Source organism: Paenibacillus sp. sg306046, assembly GCF_059821225.1.
This window is the reverse complement of record NZ_JCAMRT010000005.1, coordinates 57222-73390: the sequence shown is the minus strand read 5'-3', so window position 1 is coordinate 73390 and position 16169 is coordinate 57222. Positions and strand designations below refer to the sequence as shown.

The following is a 16169-nucleotide window of genomic DNA, read 5'->3' as shown; positions in this document are numbered from 1 at the left end:
GGATAAGCACCGGCTAGGAAATGTCCTCCGGGGGAGGACTTTTATCGAATATTTGTCTTTTGAAGGGTGGACATAGATAGGGATGTACCTCGGCTGTGAGTGTGCAAGTGAGCTTGAATCCCGGATTTAGTAGGTTCAGGCGCGCCAGAGTCCACATATGGACATAAGGCCGGTGGCAGAGATGGTGGGGGAATGTCCACCTTTTAAAAACAAATGTCTACTGGAGGCGGACATATGGTTGACAAGGAGCGCTTGGTGCGGGGCGGATTTGTGGCGGGTGGTCAAGGGAGAACGCCGTCTGGCGTTCAGTGTTCAGCTGTCATGAAGACCTTGTGCGATGGATTTGAAGCGGCTCGCTAGTCTCAGGAAGCTGCTGTAAAAGTGGTTTTACAGACACGGGAACAAGCGCCGCATAAATCAGGCAATTTTGAAACGGAAATCTGAGGAGGAAAAGGAAATGTCTATCGAAGTTCGTCGCCTGCGGGTGGAATCCATGGAGCAGCCGCTTGGCCTGGATACGCTGCAGCCGCGATTTGGCTGGGTACTGGAATCCGAGCAAGCGTCCCAGTGGCAGGAAGCGTATCACGTGCTTGTAGCGACTGATTCGGAGCTGCTTGACCAAGATCAAGGCGATGTGTGGGACAGCGGTAAGGTTGTGTCCGACCGTTCTGTGCAAGTTGCTTTTGCTGGCAGCCAGCTGCAGGCGGGGCAGGTATATTACTGGAAGGTCAAGGTATGGGAGCGAGGCGGAGCGGAGTCCGGCTGGAGCGAGCCTGCAAGCTGGTCGATGGGGCTGCTCGCGTCAGCCGATTGGCACGGCGAATGGATCGGCGAGACGGTCGATGCGGCGACGGAGCTGCCGCCTGCGTTATATCTCCGCAAGGAATTTGCAGCCGACAAGCCGGTTAAACGGGCATTTGTGTACGCGACGGCCCGCGGCGTCTATGAGCTGCACGTGAACGGAGCGCGGGTTAGCGGCGATTATTTCGCCCCCGGCTGGACGGATTACGAGGTGCGTACGCAATACCAGACGTATGATGTGACGTCGCTGCTCGCGTCCGGAGCCAATGCGCTGGGCATTGTGCTCGGCACAGGCTGGTATGCGGGACATGTCGGCATGATGGGGCGCTGTATTTATGGGACAAGTCCAAGTGCGCTGCTGCAGCTGGAGATCGAATATACGGACGGCAGCCGCTCACGTGTTGTGTCGGATGGCAGCTGGATGATGAGTCATGGCGCAATTGCGTATTCCGATATGCTGATGGGCGAGACGTATGACGCGCGGCAGGAGCCGATCGGCTGGACGACAGCAGGCTTCAACGCCGACGCATGGAGGTCCGCAGAGGTGTTGGAGCCATACAGCGGCTTGTTGACGGCGCAGCCGGACCGTGCGGTTCGGGTAACGGAATCAGTGCGTCCGGTGAAGATTTGGTCAACGCCGCGCGGCACGTATATGGTCGATCTGGGACAAAATATGGTCGGCTGGATCAGGCTGCAGGTCAGCGGACCGGCAGGTACCCGTGTGAAGTTTGGTCATGCCGAGATGATTCAGGAGGATGACACGCTGTACATCCAAAACTTGCGCCGTGCTGTGCAAGAGGATATTTATATCCTGCGCGGCGAAGGTACGGAGGTGTACGAGCCGCACTTTACGTTCCATGGCTTTCGGTATGTCGAGGTGGAAGGATATCCGGGCGAGCTGACGGCTGATGCGGTGACGGGACGGGTTGCACATTCGGATACGCCGCCGACCGGGACGCTGGAAACGTCCGATGCAAGCCTGAACAAGCTGATCAGCAACATCCGCTGGGGACAGCGCGGCAACTATGTGAGTGTGCCGACGGATTGCCCGCAGCGCGATGAGCGGCTAGGCTGGTCCGGCGATGCGCAGATTTTCATCCGGACGGCTGCATATAACATGGACGTATCGCGGTTTTTCATCAAATATATGACCGACATGGTTGACTTCCAGACGCCGGAAGGCGCCTTCCCGGACGTAGCCCCCGATGCGGGCTGGTTCGAATGGAAGCAGCGTCATGTCAACTGGTTTGCTCCGGATAATGCAGGCTGGGGCGATGCGGGTGTTGTCATTCCGTGGACGCTGTATTTGATGTATGACGATGTACGCCTATTGGAGCAGCATTACGAGCCGATGAAAAAATGGGTCGAATATTGCAAAACGACGGCGACTGATCTAATTCGCCCGGATCATGCGAACTATGGGGACTGGCTGTCGATTAAGGCGGATACGCCAAATGATGTCCTGGCAACCGCGTATTTCGCTTACAGCACTTCGCTGTTCGCCCGTATTGCGGCGGTTGTCGGCCAGGAAGCCGACGCCGCGCATTATGAAGAGCTGGCCCGTCAAATCCGTACCGCCTTCACCAAGCGTTATGTGAACGAGCAAGGCTTGATCGAAGGGGATACGCAAACGGTCTATGTACTGGCGTTGTACTTCGATCTGCTGCCTCCGGAGCTGCTGCCGCTCGCCGCGAGCCGACTGGAGCAGCTGATCCGCGAAAACGGCAATCATCTGTCCACGGGCTTCCTTGGCGTCGGCTACCTGCTGCCCGCCTTAACCGAGCACGGGTTGACGGAGCTGGCATATACGCTGCTGCATCAGGATACGTTCCCGTCCTGGCTGTATTCCGTCAAGCATGGCGCGACGACAATCTGGGAGCGCTGGGACGGCTGGACAGAGGAGGCGGGCTTCCAAAATCCCGGCATGAATTCCTTCAACCACTATTCGCTCGGCTCTGTCGGCGAATGGATGTACCGGTACATGGCCGGAATCGACGCGGATGCCGCACAGCCGGGCTTCAAGCATATTGTCATTCATCCGCGTCCTGGCGGCCGGTTGACGCATGTGCAGGCTGAGGTGGACAGCGGTTATGGACCGATTCGCAGCGGCTGGCAGCTGGAGACGGACCGTTTCGTGCTGGAGGTCGTCGTGCCTGCCAACACGAAGGCGACGGTGTACGTGCCGGCCGATGTGCTGGACGTGCCTGCCGACGCGGAGGAGCTGGGTGTAGAAGGCGGCAAGCGGAAATACCGGATCGGCTCTGGCCGGTATACGTTCGTCAGCAAGCGGCCTGTTGAGCTGTAAGGCTCAGGCGCGGGAGGGGACAATACGTATGACATCGACGACTACGGCAGGCTATAATCCGGATTATGCGGGCAAGCTGCGGGACTTCATTCGCAGCCAGGCGCATCTGACGTTGAAGGAGCCGACGCATTTCCTGCGTCACCCGTTTGTTGATCCCGGCTCCGTCTATGACGGCAATCTATGGGACTGGGATTCCTTCTGGGCTGTGTATGCGCTGCTCAATTTGGCCGAGAGCCCTGAGGAAACGGAGCGGTATTTGATTTACGCCAAGGGCAACGTCCACAACTTCATGGATCATCAGCTGGAGGACGGTTACATTCCGATGATGATCATGAAGGAGGCCGAGGGGGTTCAGGAGCCTTATCTGATCACCAAGCATAAGGAAGGCGAAATTCTGAATATGCACAAGCCGTTTTTGTGCCAGCAGATGGCTCTTATTAGCGGAGTTAGCGGCGACTATACGTGGATGCATCCGTACATGGGCGGCCTGGAAGCTTATTTTGCGTGCTACGACCGGTATTATTATCATGAACGGACCGGGCTGTACGTATGGGTCGACGATGTGATGATCGGGATGGACAATGATCCGGCGACATTTGGCAGACCGCGATTTTCAACCGCGAATATGTTTCTGAACGGCTTTATGGTCAGCGAGCTGAAAGCGATGGCGCTGCTGGCGGGGCAGCTGGACGGCGAAGACCGCAAACGTGCAGCGCAGTATACGGCCAAGGCGGAAGCGCTGCAGGCGGCGATCCAGCGTGAATGCTGGGACCGGCGGGACAAGTTTTTTTATTCCGTCGATGTCGATATCCGAACGCGGGCGTACGACTGGTTTCACCAGGGGCTTGGCGTGTTCTGGAACACGCTGCCGATCAAAATCCGGGCCTGGACCGGATTTCTGCCGCTCTGGTGCGGCGCGGCCGACGATACCCAGGCGGCGCTGCTCGCCGAACGGCATGCCAGCGATCCGGAAACGTTCGCCAGCGATTATGGGGTCCGGACATTGTCCCGCGATGAGAAAATGTATGATTTGTCAGTGACGAATAACCCGTCCAACTGGCTGGGTCCGATCTGGATTGTCGCCAATTATGTCGTTTTCCGCGGCTTGATGAACTATGGCCGCCGCGAGGAGGCCGGGGAAATTTGCCGGGCAACTGTCGAGCTGCTGGGCCGCGATCTTGAGCAAACCGGCACGCTGCATGAATATTACAATCCGGAAACCGGGGAACCGGTGATGAACGGCGGGTTTCTGAATTGGAACCTGCTGGTGCTGAATATGATCGACGAGTGGAACGGCAAGGAGCCGCTAAGCCGCCATTTGTCCTAAACCAACGAAACGCCAGCCTCTTTTCTGATGTCTGCTGCTGCAGCATTCAGGAAGCGGCTGGCGTTTTTTGTGCTTCGGCCAAGGAGGCGGAGCGGTTGGGGCAGGTCACAGCCCGCAACCCGCAACCCGCTTCGTCCACATAGGAAAGCAGACATAACGGTAAGTTATCCGCAGCTTCGATGAAGCAAAACTCAAGTTGTGCATAGATTGTGCATACATTGTGAATAAGTCTGTGCATAACTGGCTGTAAATACTCCTGTTTTGAAATATGGAACTGGAAAAAGCTTGGTGTTCAGCTTCAGATTTGTGTGTAAACAGGGTGGATATGTGGATGGATTGTGAGTTTTTGTGCATAACTTTGTGAATTTTGTGGATATTCTGTTGATAAGTGTTCGATATAACGATTAACCGGCTTCCAGTAGTAAAGGAGGGCCGCTGTTTCGTCGCAGCGCGTGGGCCAACCGGGCGTTCAGCCCTTGATCGCCCTGATTAAGGTGTAGCCAAGCTCGGTTCTATGCGAGTGAATCAGCTCATCGTGACGCATGGATATTTCCCAGAGCGCCAGATCGAAAAAGGCGGAGCCATCGGAAATTTGCTGGGCGTCCGGATGCTTGAGCTGGTCCTCGCCCAGATGCTCCTGGAACAGAGAGCGCTCCAGCAGCTCGTAGCTCGTGAACGGGCTTGCTGCGAGAGCGCCCAGCCAATTCGTTTCCGTGTACAGCTTGTCGAACCCGAAAAACGCGCACAATTGCTCGCTTGATGCTGTGCCCATCGTTGCAAACGCGATGACCTCCCGGTCATACAGCGTCCCGCCGGAACGGAGCACCCGGCCATACTCGCGCAGCGCATCCGGGATGACGGCGAAGCTGGTCACCGATTCGGCCAACACAACCTCAAATGTTTCATCCTCAAAAGGCAGCGCCGTTATATCGCCTTGCACCCATTCTACGTTTAATTGCTCGGCGCGGGAGCGGGCCTCGGCTTTGGCAAGCATCTCGGGCCGCAGGTCCAGCCCGGTCACCTGATAGCCCTGCCGCGCTAAATAACAGGAGGTACGGCCAGTGCCGCAGCCAACCTCCAAAATTCGCCCGCCCGCAGGCAGCGGATACCGCTCCAGCTGTGCCAGCGTGGCAGCGAAGCCGCCCGGATGGGCGCTGCCGATGCCGAGGCGAGTCAGCATATCCAAGTAACGCATCACACGTCCCCTCACTTCTCCACAGGTATCTATGTAGCGTATGTGCGTCCGGGAAAATGGATGTGGACGGCTGTCACGGGTGGCTGTTTTTTTCTTGCTCCTGTTTGCGGGTAGAAGCGGCTTACAGCCGAAAAAACCTGCGCATCTCGTACAGAGGACGCAGGTTTTTTCTTCAACTGTCTTACGGCCAGCAGAAGAACGATTCAATTCTCCGCAAATCAAGTCCGAAGTAAATCCAATACCCGACGGGGCCGACACCGTACCAGCGAAAGCCGGAAATTGAATTACGCCCGACAAATGTCAAATAAATCCAATACTGCTCTCCATTTTGCTGCCAGATGTACACAAAGCGAAACAGACATCTACGGATGCTGCCTGGGTCGACTGCGTACAGTTGAGCTGTTTTTTGCGGGATAAAGGAAGGCGGAGCCGACTGGGGCGCTCCCGGTCCGCCGCCCGGCCCCCCAGGCCCGCCGCCGGGCATACCAGGCCCGCCGGGCATACCTGGCCCGCCGGGCATACCCGGTCCACCGGGCATAAATGGCCCGCCGGGCATACCCGGCCCACCGGGCATAAATGGCCCGCCTGGCATACCCGGCCCGCCGGGCATACCTGGCCCGCCGGGCATACCCGGCCCACCGGGCATAAATGGCCCGCCGGGCATACCTGGCCCGCCGGGCATACCCGGCCCGCCGGGCATACCTGGCCCGCCGGGCATACCTGGCCCACCGGGCATACCCGGCCCCCCAAGGCCGCCACCCGGTAAGCCGGGAAATAGGCCGCGCTGCGAAGGAGCCGCATTCGGATCAAATTCATCCATGTTATCCTCTCCTCTTCAGGGTAAAATGATTTCCTGAACATAGGCCGGCGCCTATGACACCCTTACCAACTATATGTAAGGAAAGAGGAAAGGTGAACCGAAAAAAGCGGAGGCTCGTCAAGCCACAGCTCTGGAAAATCTCGGCTGAGCCGCTCCGGAACCTGCAAGCTCCCTGGAACGGACACATGTCTGTTGTGATGGACAACGGTTGACAAGAAAAACCAGCCGTCGGGAGCTTAGGCTCATGACGGCTGGCTAAGGAACGGTGCAGTCCGGCGTTCGGACTTCATGACAACATCAGTGGACAGGCCGCTAGACGGTCTGAAAAATAAACTTGTCCACGACATGCTTCACGCCGTCCTCGTTGTTGCTTAACGTGATGTAGTCTGCGATCGCCTTCAACGAATCCACAGCGTTGGCCATCGCGACGCCGAGTCCGGCAGTTTCCAGCAGCTCATGGTCATTCCAGCTGTCGCCAACCGCAATGACCTGCTCCAATCCAAAGCCGAAGTGCTCGGCGAGATGGGCCAGCGCGTGGCCTTTGGTGCCTTCCACGTGCATAATTTCCAGGAAGTGCGGCTTGGACTTCGTAATGTGCACCTCGGTGCCGAGCAGACCGCGCAGCTCTTGGGCAACCCGGTCCAGCTTGTCCGGCTCATCAATGATCAGCAGCTTGAAGGACGGCCGTTCGATCAGCGCGGCGAAATCCGGCTCGACGATATACGGAATTTTCGACAGCGCCGCGTACGCCTGCGCTTTCGCATTATCCTCCTGCACGTAGAGCAAATCATCCAGATAGGTTTGCAAATGTAATTCATTTGTTTTGCAATATTCATAAATTGCGCGTGCCGCAGTCAGCGGCACATAACGCTCGTACAGCACCTCGCCGTCGAGCGATTTTTTGACCAGCGAGCCTTGGTAGGTAATGAGCGGCACATTCAGATCGAGCTGAGCGGCCAATTGATTGGCCGACGCATACATGCGTCCGGTAGCGAGCGTCACGACGACGCCCTTGGCCATCGCCGCCCGCAGCGCCTGCTCCGTGCCCGGCGTTACCTGCTTCTCATCATTAATCAAGGTGTCGTCAATATCAATCGCAATCATCGTATACATGGCTAATCCTCTCCCGCCAATCCCGTTTTCCTTCATTATAGGCCTCAGGAAGCGGGATATCAATGCGCGAGCCGTCTTTTGCAACGGAGAGCGGTTTGCTATACTAGGAAGGGAATGCTCGGCAGAACATGAATCGCATACAGGCGCGCAGGCTGAACAGCTGAATCGTGCGGCCTTGTATAGGGAAAACGGGGTGACGGTTAGATGAAGGCTTACCTGGATTTACTTCGAGATATACAAGAGAACGGGGCCGTGAAGTCGGATCGTACAGGCACGGGCACGGTGTCGGTATTCGGCCGGCAGCTTCGGGTGGACCTGCGGCAAGGATTTCCGCTGCTCACGACGAAAAAGCTGCATATGCGCTCCATCATCCACGAGCTGCTGTGGTTTTTGAGCGGCAGCACGAATGTGAAAGTTTTGCAGGAGAACGGCGTGACGATCTGGGATGAGTGGGCGGATGAGGACGGCAATCTGGGACGGGTGTACGGCGCGCAGTGGCGCACCTGGCTTGGTCCGAACGGACAAGTTGTAGATCAGATCGCGAAGCTGATCGACCAGTTGCAGGCGAACCCGGATTCCCGCCGGCATCTCGTCAGCGCCTGGAATCCGGCCGAGGTGGACGGGATGGCGCTTCCGCCCTGCCATTATGCCTTTCAATTTTATGTAGCGGAAGGCCGGCTGTCATGTATGTTCCAGATGCGATCGGTCGATACGTTTCTGGGGCTGCCGTTTAATCTGGCTTCGTATGCGCTGCTGACGCATATGATCGCGCAGCAATGCGGGCTGGAGGTCGGCGAGCTGATCTGGACGGGCGGAGATGTCCACATCTATGCGAACCACCAGGAGCAGGTTCAGCTCCAGCTGACGCGCGAGCCGTATCCGCTGCCGACGCTGCGCATCATACGCAAGCCGGAGTCGATATTTGACTATCGGTATGAGGATTTCGAATTTGTCGATTATCAATCGCACCCCGGCATCAAAGCGCCGATTGCGATCTAGGAGGGCGACCTGTTGATCACCTTTATTTTTGCGATGGACGAGCAGCGCGGGATCGGCGTCAATAACAAGCTGCCGTGGCGGTTGCCGGCTGATTTGCAATTTTTCAAGCAAACGACGATGGGCAAGACGATTTTGATGGGGCGCAAGACGTATGACTCGATCGGCAAGCCGCTGCCCGGCCGGACCAATGTGGTGCTGACCCGCGACGCCCGGTTTGCGCCGGAGGGCTGTCGTGTCGTCGGCTCCGTGATGGAGGCGGTGCAGCTATATGGACGGGGCGGCGAGCAGGCGGACGAGGAGCTGTTTGTCATCGGCGGCGCCGAGGTGTTCCGGCTGCTGCTGCCGCATGCGGACCGGATGATCGTGACGGAAATCCGGCATACGTTTGCCGCCGATACGTTTTTCCCGGAGCTGGAGCCGGGCGGGTGGCAGGAGGTGTCCCGCACAGCGGGTGTACGCGACGAGAAAAATCCGTATGATTACGATTTTGTCTTCTATGTGCGGAAGCCGGGTCAGGATGGTTCCCCTTTGCCTCACTAGAGGCTGGGCGTGACATGTTTTCTTCAGAAGGGAATCGGACTGAACAGGAACATAGTTTGCTAGGATGTCCGAGAAAGCGGTGGAGAGTATGCATACGAGTAAAAGCCTGATGAAGCAATTGGAGCAATTGGGAATCGACAGCGCCGGGACGCTGTTGGTCCACTCTTCGATGAAAAGCATGGGACCCGTCGAGGGTGGAGCAGACACCGTTCTGGATGCGTTGACAGCGTATATGAAGGATGGACTGCTGGTGCTGCCCACACATACGTGGTCCTATATCAAGGCGGATAATCCGAAATTTTACGTAGCTCAGTCCCCGTCCTGCGTCGGCATATTGCCTGAGCTTTTTCGCAAGCGGCCGGGTGTCGTGCGCTCGCTGCACCCTACGCATTCGGTGGCGGCTCTGGGCACGGATTCGGCTGAGTTTACGCAAGACGATCACCGCTTCGATACGCCATGCGCCAGAGGCTCCTCCTGGGGGAAGCTGCTGGACCGAAGGGCGACCATCCTGCTGGTGGGGGTTGACTTGAAGCGCAACACCTTTATACATGGCGTCGAAGAATGGCTGGACATCCCCGGCAGACTTACGGATGGTCATGAGAGGCTGTACACCGTTTTACCCGATGGAACCGAAATTCCGGTGCCTTCCCGCAGACATTGCGGACTGTCGTGGTCGCAGCATTTCTGGAAAGTGGATGAGGTGCTTGAACGCGCAGGCGCGATGTACAAGGGACAGCTTGGCGATGCGGTGGTAAGGGTTTGCGACGCTGCAAAGGTAGAAGCCGTCCTAACGGACATGCTCAAGGCTAATCCGGATTTGTTTTCGGATAATGATCCGCTGCGGTAAACGGAAGCTTAGCTTGACCGGAAATTTCGCGGGTTTCGCATGTGCCGCATAGTTATGGCGCAGGGGCTGTGCGGAACAGCTGCCCGGCTGCTCTACGCTCGCATTAAAAAATCCTCCGCACTCACAGCTGCTGTGAGTGCGGAGGATTTTTTGCTCGGCCGCGGATGTGCGGATGTTTGTTCAAGCTGCTGTTATTTCACCGCTGCCGCTGCTTCCTTCACCATTTCGGTATCGGAGAGCAGGCCGCCGCCGGACAAGTACCAGTAGTTGGAATCGAGGTACACGATTTTGCCGTTTTTATAAGCGTTCGTTTTCTTCACCAGCTCATTTTCAATCACTTCTTTGGCTGGCTTCGCGCCCGCTGCGCCGGTAGCCGAGTCGCGGTCGACGACAAACAGCACGTCAGGGTTTTTCTCGACGATATATTCGCTCGTAATGCTTTGGCCGTGGGTAGCTGTATCCAGCTTGTCATCGACCGCCGCAAAGCCATATTGCTCATGAATCATCCCGAAGCGCGAGCCTGGACCGTAAGCGCTCAGCTTGCCGCCGTTCGTCAGGACGATCAGCGCTTTGCCTGCCGCGCCCGCTTTGCCCTTCAACTCGGCGATGGAGGCGTTCAGCTTGGCCAGCTCGCTGGTTGCTTCCGCTTCTTTGCCGAATACTTTGGCGACATTATTCAGGTTTGCGGCAAACGAGGCCGTGTAGTTTTTATAATCGGAAGCCATCGAAATCGTCGGCGCAAGCTTGCTCAGCTCCTTGTAAGCTTCCCCGGTTCTTCCGCCGATGAAGATAACGTCCGGCTTGAGGGCGCTCAGCTTCTCGTAATCCGGCTCAAACAGCGTACCGGCATTCACGTATTTGGAGTCGGCGTATTTGGACAAATATTTTGGAAGATTCGCCTGCGGGAGAGCCGCAACCTCGATGCCGAGCTTGTCCAGCGTATCCAGCGTCGCATAATCGAAGACGACGACTTTCGCAGGCTTGCCTCTCAGCGTAGCGGTGCCGAGGGAATGGGTGATCGTAATTTCCTTGGCTGCTTCAGGAGCCGGAGCCGGAGCCGGTGTTGCCGCTGGCGCCGGGCTGCTGCCGGTGGTCGCGCCGCCTCCTGTTGTAGAGCCGCAAGCGGACAGCAGCAGCGAGCCTGCAATTGTCAAAGCGAGTAGGGCGAATGATTTTTTCTTTAACATAATGAACACTCCTATACGATGTAGTATGTAATGTAGCGCGCGGACAGGCAGCCCCCCCACCCCCCGCGACGGCTCATTTGAAATAAAGACAAACCTTGCTGCCATTAATCATGTGCACCGGAATATCCATGTCGTAAATTTCCATCAGCGCGCCGGGCTCCATCATGTCATCCGTTGCGCCTTCGCGCACGACGCGGCCATCTTTCAGCCCGACGATATAATCCGAGTAAGCGGAGGCGAAGTTGATATCGTGCAGCACCATCACGACTGTCTTGCCCCGCTCGTCCACCAGCCGGCGCAGCACCTTCATCATCTGCACCGAATGCTTCATGTCCAGATTGTTCAGCGGCTCGTCCAGCAGGATGTAGTCGGTATTTTGCGCCAGCACCATCGCGATAAACGCCCGCTGGCTTTGGCCGCCGCTGAGCTGGTCGAGGTACTTGCCGCGGATGTCGCCGAGATTCATATACGCGATGGCTTCCTCGACATGCTCGCGGTCCTCCTTGGTCAAATTGCCGCCGGAATGCGGGAATCTGCCGAAGGCGACCAGGTCGCCAACGGTCAGCCGGACATGGATCGTGTTCGACTGCTTGAGGATGGAAATTTTTTTGGCAAGCTCCCGGGTATGCTCAGCGGCTACCTGCATGCCGTCGATCGTCACCGTGCCCTCATCCATCGACTGCAGACGGCTGATGACAGACAGCAGCGTGCTTTTACCGGCGCCGTTCGGCCCGATGAAGGAGGTGATTTTTCCCTTGGAGATGCGCAGTGAAATATCGTGAATGCCGTGTCGATCTCCATAACGCTTCGATAGTTGGCTGACCTCGATCACAATTTGTTCTCCTTTAGCAATAAGTAAAGAAAATAAATACCGCCTGCAAAATTCAAAATGACACTCAGCGCCGTCGAAAACGAAAATACCCGCTCGAACAGCAACTGTCCGCCGACCAAGGCAATGATACTGACGAGAATCGCAGCGGGAATCACGAGCCGGTGGCGGTAGGAGCCAATGAGCCGGTAAGCGACATTCGCCACGAGAAAGCCGAGAAACGTAATCGGCCCGACAAGCGCCGTCGAGATGGAGACGAGCAGCGTAACCGCGACCAGCAGCCGCTTCGTCATCCGGTTGTGGTCTACCCCGAGATTAATGGCATGCTCCCGGCCGAGCGCCAGCACATCAAGCAGCTTGAAATCTTTCCGGAACCAGACAAGCACAACAAGTGTCAGCCCCGACGCCAGCAGCAAAATATCCGTGTTCACCGCATTAAAGCTGGCGAACATTTTGTCCTGCACGACGGCAAACTCATTGGGATCAAGCAGCATTTGCAGAAACGAGGACAAGCTGGAGAAAAACGTCCCGCAAATAATGCCGACCAGCAGCAGGTACAAAATATGACTTCCTTCCTTGCGGAACAGCAGCTTGTACAGCAAGCCGGCAAACGCCGTCATGACGACAAGCGCCATGACAAACTGCAGGTTTTTGTCCATAAAGGTCAGCTTCGTTGATCCCAGGAAAAACACAACCGCCGTTTGCAGCAGCACATACAAGGAATCAAGCCCGATCAGGCTCGGCGTCAAAATTTTGTTCTGGGTCAACGTTTGAAAAATGACGGTGGCGATGGCGATCGACGTCCCGGTCAGCACGATGGCGGCCAGCTTCTTCGCCCTCCGGGGAATGATATAGTCCCAGTTGCCGCTGGCATACAGGGTCATAAATACGACGATCAGCGCCAGAGCGATAACCGCCAGCAGTACCAGCTTCCTACGATCCTGCATACATATTTCTCCTTACCAGCAAATAAAGGAAGATCGCGCTGCCGATCACGCCTACCATCAGCCCGATTGAAATTTCATACGGGAAAATCAGCAGTCTGCCGATGATATCGCAGATGAGCACGAACAAAGCGCCTACCAGCGCCGTATGCGGCAAGTTGCTGCGCAGCCGATCGCCTTTGTACAAGGAGACGAGGTTCGGAATGATCAGCCCCAGAAACGGCAGCGAGCCAACCGTCAGCAAAATGACTGCCGATACAAGCGAGACAAGCGTCAGCCCGATAAACACGACCTGCTTGTAATTCAGCCCAAGATTGACGGCAAACTGCTCGCCCATCCCCGCAATCGTAAACCGGTCGGCGAACACATACGCCACGATCAGCAGCGGTACGCTAATATACAGCATTTCATACCGGCCCTTCAAAATGGCGGAGAAATCGCCGTGCAGCCAGCTCGACGCGCTTTGCAGCAAATTGTACTTCAAGGCGACAAAGCTGGCGATGGAGCCGATGATGCTGCCGAACATCAGCCCGACCAGCGCAATCAGCACCGGGTCCTTGAACTGAATGCGGCTGAGAATATGCATGAACGCCATCGTTCCCGCCAAGGCAAATACAAAAGCTATCAAAATTTTGAGCAAAATGGGCGCGCCGGGAAAAACCAGCAGCGTAACTAATACGCCGAGCATCGCCGATTCATTCGTACCGGCTGTCGAAGGCGAGACGAGCCGGTTACGCGCAAGCTGCTGCATCAGCAGTCCGACCACACTCATTCCCGCTCCGGCGATTAAAATGCTCAGCAGCCTTGGAATCCGGCTGATCACCAGCACTTCTTGCTGATGCTCGGTCAAGGCAAACAAATCGGTTATGCTTAAATCCGAGACGCCGACGAATAAAGAAAGCACGGAAAAAATCAGCAGTGCCGGCGCCAGCACATAAACTCGCATAGTGTTCTTCCAATCTAATTGATATCAATTATCATTTTCATTTTCGATCGAAGCCTATCTTAACAAGGTCCATTCGAAAACGGAATGGACTTTTTGATAGGCAGATGGATTTTTCATTCATTTACATGTTTTTTTTGACAAGAATATGACTAACGATCTGATCTATGAGCAGCATGTGCATCGAGGCATTATAGAGGAAGGGCTGTTCGAGACGAATAAAAAAGCAGTGCGCGTCGGCGCCGGCCGGCTTCAGGCTGCGCCATTCCTGCGCCATTTGCTGCAGGGTGGCTTCGGAGGCAGGGTATTCGATCAGAAACAAGGCATTGTCGCAGTCGAGCTGTGCCAGCTCGCGCAGCGCGGGGGTGTCGATCACATGCAGCTGCTCAATAGCGGACGGGGCCTGTACCGCCAATTCCTTATAGATGAAGTTGGTAAACTTGGGCATCCCGGCTCCATAAAGCCGGAACGTGCCCGGTCGGGCGCTGATAATGAGAAACGGCGTGGAGCCAAAGGTTTGGCTCACATACTGCCTGGCGTTATCGACCTTGCGCTCAAACTCGGCCAGCCAGCGCCGGGCGACAGACTGCAGGTTAAACAGCTCGCCGAATTCAAGCAGCCGCTCCTTCCAGTGGCGCTGATGCCATGGGATAACCTTGACAGGCGCGATGTCAGCCAGCTCTTGCTCCAACGTCTTCTCAACCGGTCCCGTCAAAATCAATCGGGGGCGGCTGCGCCGGATTTCGGCCAAATAATGCTCTTTGTTCGCGGTATCGAGCTCCCAGTCCCGCTTCATCATCACACGCGGCGTAATGCCAAGCACCGACAAGTCGCCGACGAAAATGACGGTCAGACTGGCAAGCGCTACTTGGGCGCGCGAGGCAAAGACGGTTGGCGTTACGCCCATTTCCTTCTTGAATAACCGGCTGAAATAATATTCGTCCGCGTAGCCGACCGCATGGGCCGCTTCCGCGATCGACATGTCGGCGTCGGCAAGCAGCCGGAGGGAGGCGTTTAGCCGTGTCGTCATCAGAAATTTATGCGGACTTAACCCGACATGCTTGTGGAACTCCAGGTTAATTTGCCGTACGCCGATCCCCGAGCTTTTCGCCAGCTGATCCATATCCAGAGGGGCGGCGTAGTTTTTGGAAATGCGCTGGCGCAGCGCCTCGACCACGCCGGTACGGCTCCTTTTCTCCGGCGCTGCCCATACGTCAGACGTAAGACAGACCGAAGCGAGCGCATACAGATGGGATTGCATGCGGAAGTAATCCGACGGATGGCTATGCTCATCATGAGCGATGAATTCGGCGAGCAAATTTTTAATTTGCGGCATCCGGAAGCCTTTGGGCTGCAGCGAGCCGGTCAGGCTGACCGCGTCTTGACCGGAGCGCAGGCGGAACATGATGACGACGAGTATGGAGCCTAGCGATGCGCTCAGCTGCACGTCAGCCGGCTGGCCGGCCGGAAGGTACAGCAGCTCGCCAGCCGGTACGGTGCAGTCATCCAGGCTGTCAGATTGGGGCGTGACGTATAAGTCCGCGCTCGGACAGATGAGGAAGCGGTGCAGGCCGCCTGCCGTTTGCCGGTACGGGCTGCCGGGCTCAAGCGGCACCTCGCGTGTTTCTGTATATTGCAGCTCAATATGTGCAAAGTTGACAGGTGCAGGATTAGAGGGCTCCATGCGATCCACCTTTCCTCCTTGTAGCGTGAATATTGTGCAGGAATAACACTTCTATTGAAAAAGGGTGTTCATTAAATCGTACTGGTTTTGTGCAGCAAGCGTCAATGTTATCCTCAGGAAATGACGGAATGAAACGGCTGTCGTTCGCGCATGTTAAGTGCGCAGGCCCATTTACAGGATCGAGAGGAGCATGCTGGTATGACCGATATCAACCAACATCAGATGCCGACGAAGCATGTCGTCGACAACGCGGAGAAGGCGATTCAGATCGCCAAGGATGCGGAGATGGCCGTCCGCCACGCGCAGCTGGAATCCAACCCGCACAAGCTTGCGGCTGCGCTGGCCGAGCTGGAGGCGGCGCAGCAGCAGCTGGACAAGGCGCGAGCGCAGATGGCTTCGCGGGATGCCGAGCATCAGCAGCAGGAGCTGACGCAGGTATGGGATCAGCTGACGCAAGCACAGCAAAGCCTGGATGCGACCGCATCGAATACGCATCAGCCCAAGCAGGTGCGTTAGCCCGGTCAGCCCGGATGACCCTGCTGGCCCTGATGGTCTGTTCTGAGAAGCAGGGCCTTGCCTTGCAGACGGCAGACGCGGACCGCACAGCCTAACATGCTGTACAAAACAAGAGCCTC

General features: G+C 56.5%; 14 protein-coding genes. 6 read left to right on the top strand and 8 right to left on the bottom strand.

Translation table 11 applies throughout. The features are described 5' to 3' along the window. The first annotated feature begins 457 nt into the window (after window positions 1–457). Window positions 458–3106 carry a family 78 glycoside hydrolase catalytic domain gene (locus AC6ROY_RS06725; RefSeq protein ID WP_500099388.1) on the top strand — a complete coding sequence of 883 codons (2649 nt, stop codon included), beginning with the start codon at window positions 458–460 and terminating at the stop codon, window positions 3104–3106. 28 nt (window positions 3107–3134) lie between these two features. Beyond that, window positions 3135–4433, top strand: a complete 1299-nt coding sequence (locus AC6ROY_RS06720; RefSeq protein ID WP_500099387.1) for an MGH1-like glycoside hydrolase domain-containing protein — start codon at window positions 3135–3137, stop codon at window positions 4431–4433. 469 nt (window positions 4434–4902) lie between these two features. On the opposite strand, the gene AC6ROY_RS06715 is transcribed toward AC6ROY_RS06720, so the two are convergent. From AC6ROY_RS06715 to AC6ROY_RS06705, 3 genes are all read right to left on the bottom strand, one after another. Further along, window positions 4903–5628: a class I SAM-dependent methyltransferase gene (locus AC6ROY_RS06715; protein ID WP_500099386.1), complete on the bottom strand. Its 726-nt coding sequence runs from the start codon at window positions 5626–5628 to the stop codon at window positions 4903–4905. A 300-nt stretch (window positions 5629–5928) separates the two neighbouring features. Next, complete coding sequence (locus tag AC6ROY_RS06710; RefSeq protein WP_500099385.1) at window positions 5929–6444, bottom strand: hypothetical protein; 516 nt, start codon at window positions 6442–6444, stop codon at window positions 5929–5931. A 316-nt stretch (window positions 6445–6760) separates the two neighbouring features. Further along, window positions 6761–7561: a Cof-type HAD-IIB family hydrolase gene (locus AC6ROY_RS06705; protein ID WP_500099384.1), complete on the bottom strand. Its 801-nt coding sequence runs from the start codon at window positions 7559–7561 to the stop codon at window positions 6761–6763. Window positions 7562–7765: 204 nt separating this feature from the next. Between AC6ROY_RS06705 and AC6ROY_RS06700 the strand changes: the two genes are divergently transcribed. From AC6ROY_RS06700 to AC6ROY_RS06690, 3 genes are all read left to right on the top strand, one after another. Further along, the gene (locus AC6ROY_RS06700) at window positions 7766–8560 is read left to right on the top strand and encodes a thymidylate synthase (protein ID WP_500099382.1); all 795 of its coding nucleotides are present in this window, start codon (window positions 7766–7768) and stop codon (window positions 8558–8560) included. Between the two features lie 9 nt (window positions 8561–8569). Continuing rightward, on the top strand, window positions 8570–9100 hold the full coding sequence (locus AC6ROY_RS06695) for a dihydrofolate reductase (protein WP_500099595.1): 531 nt from the start codon (window positions 8570–8572) through the stop codon (window positions 9098–9100). A gap of 88 nt (window positions 9101–9188) precedes the next feature. Further along, complete coding sequence (locus AC6ROY_RS06690) at window positions 9189–9947, top strand: AAC(3) family N-acetyltransferase (RefSeq protein WP_500099381.1); 759 nt, start codon at window positions 9189–9191, stop codon at window positions 9945–9947. A gap of 191 nt (window positions 9948–10138) precedes the next feature. Here the strand turns inward: AC6ROY_RS06690 and AC6ROY_RS06685 are convergent, their stop codons facing one another. From AC6ROY_RS06685 to AC6ROY_RS06665, 5 genes are all read right to left on the bottom strand, one after another. Beyond that, window positions 10139–11134, bottom strand: a complete 996-nt coding sequence (locus AC6ROY_RS06685; protein ID WP_500099380.1) for a siderophore ABC transporter substrate-binding protein — start codon at window positions 11132–11134, stop codon at window positions 10139–10141. A gap of 73 nt (window positions 11135–11207) precedes the next feature. Continuing rightward, window positions 11208–11966 carry an iron ABC transporter ATP-binding protein gene (locus tag AC6ROY_RS06680; protein ID WP_500099379.1) on the bottom strand — a complete coding sequence of 253 codons (759 nt, stop codon included), beginning with the start codon at window positions 11964–11966 and terminating at the stop codon, window positions 11208–11210. Beyond that, window positions 11963–12910 carry an iron chelate uptake ABC transporter family permease subunit gene (locus AC6ROY_RS06675; RefSeq protein WP_500099378.1) on the bottom strand — a complete coding sequence of 316 codons (948 nt, stop codon included), beginning with the start codon at window positions 12908–12910 and terminating at the stop codon, window positions 11963–11965. Before AC6ROY_RS06675 ends, AC6ROY_RS06680 begins: the two co-directional genes overlap by 4 nt. Beyond that, a complete protein-coding gene (locus AC6ROY_RS06670; protein WP_500099377.1) occupies window positions 12897–13853 on the bottom strand; it encodes an ABC transporter permease in 957 nt (318 codons plus the stop codon). Before AC6ROY_RS06670 ends, AC6ROY_RS06675 begins: the two co-directional genes overlap by 14 nt. Window positions 13854–13974: 121 nt before the next feature. Continuing rightward, entirely contained in the window at window positions 13975–15534 is a 1560-nt protein-coding gene (locus AC6ROY_RS06665; RefSeq protein WP_500099376.1) for a helix-turn-helix domain-containing protein, read from the bottom strand. Between the two features lie 198 nt (window positions 15535–15732). Here AC6ROY_RS06665 and AC6ROY_RS06660 point away from each other — a divergent pair, with 198 nt between their 5' ends. Next, window positions 15733–16050: a hypothetical protein gene (locus AC6ROY_RS06660; RefSeq protein ID WP_500099375.1), complete on the top strand. Its 318-nt coding sequence runs from the start codon at window positions 15733–15735 to the stop codon at window positions 16048–16050. Window positions 16051–16169 lie beyond the last annotated feature (119 nt).